This window comes from Pseudonocardia halophobica (assembly GCF_027922425.1).
Taxonomy (GTDB): Bacteria; Actinomycetota; Actinomycetes; order Mycobacteriales; family Pseudonocardiaceae; genus Pseudonocardia; species Pseudonocardia halophobica.
Window position 1 is genome coordinate 1 of the sequence record NZ_BSFQ01000285.1, and the last position, 534, is coordinate 534.

The window sequence follows — 534 nt, forward strand, 5'->3', positions numbered from 1 at the left end:
CCGGGCGCGGGCGACACGTTCAACGGGGTGCTCGCGGCCGGGCTGGCCGCCGGCGCCTCGGTGTCCGAGGCCGTCGCCCGCGGTGTCGTGGCGGCCTCGTTGTCGGTCGGCACGGTCGGGGCACGGGCCGGCATGCCACGTGCCGCGGCGATCGACGAGGCAACGGGACAGGGCACGACCGCGCGCCGCTGAGCAGGTTGCCGCGCAATCCGGATGAAGGGTGGACTTATGACGGTGTCTCTGCAGCGGGGCTACGACAAGCGGCTGATGCTGTTCTCCGGCCGGGCGAACCCTGTGCTGGCCGAGGAGATCGCCCGCCAGCTCGGTGTCGATCTCGGCCCGATCACGCTCAGGACCTTCTCCAACGACGAGGTCTACTGCCGGTTCGACGAGTCGATCCGGGGTGCGGACGTGTTCCTCGTCCAGCCGATGTGTGGTAATCCCGAGACCGGGGTCAACGCCAACGACGCGTTGTTGGAGCTGTTGGTCATGGTGGACGCGGCGGTCGGGGCGAGCGCTCATCGGGTGATCGCG

Annotated in this window: 2 protein-coding genes; both read left to right on the forward strand. The window is 70.0% G+C overall.

What is annotated here, in order from left to right; translation table 11 throughout:
- A partial coding sequence (locus tag PKE99_RS38640; RefSeq protein WP_271215182.1) for a PfkB family carbohydrate kinase occupies positions 1-192 on the forward strand: 192 nt, incomplete at its 5' end.
- Positions 193-228: 36 nt separating this feature from the next.
- Positions 229-534, forward strand: a 306-nt coding sequence (locus tag PKE99_RS38645; RefSeq protein ID WP_271215183.1) for a ribose-phosphate pyrophosphokinase-like domain-containing protein, incomplete at its 3' end; no start/stop codon positions are given.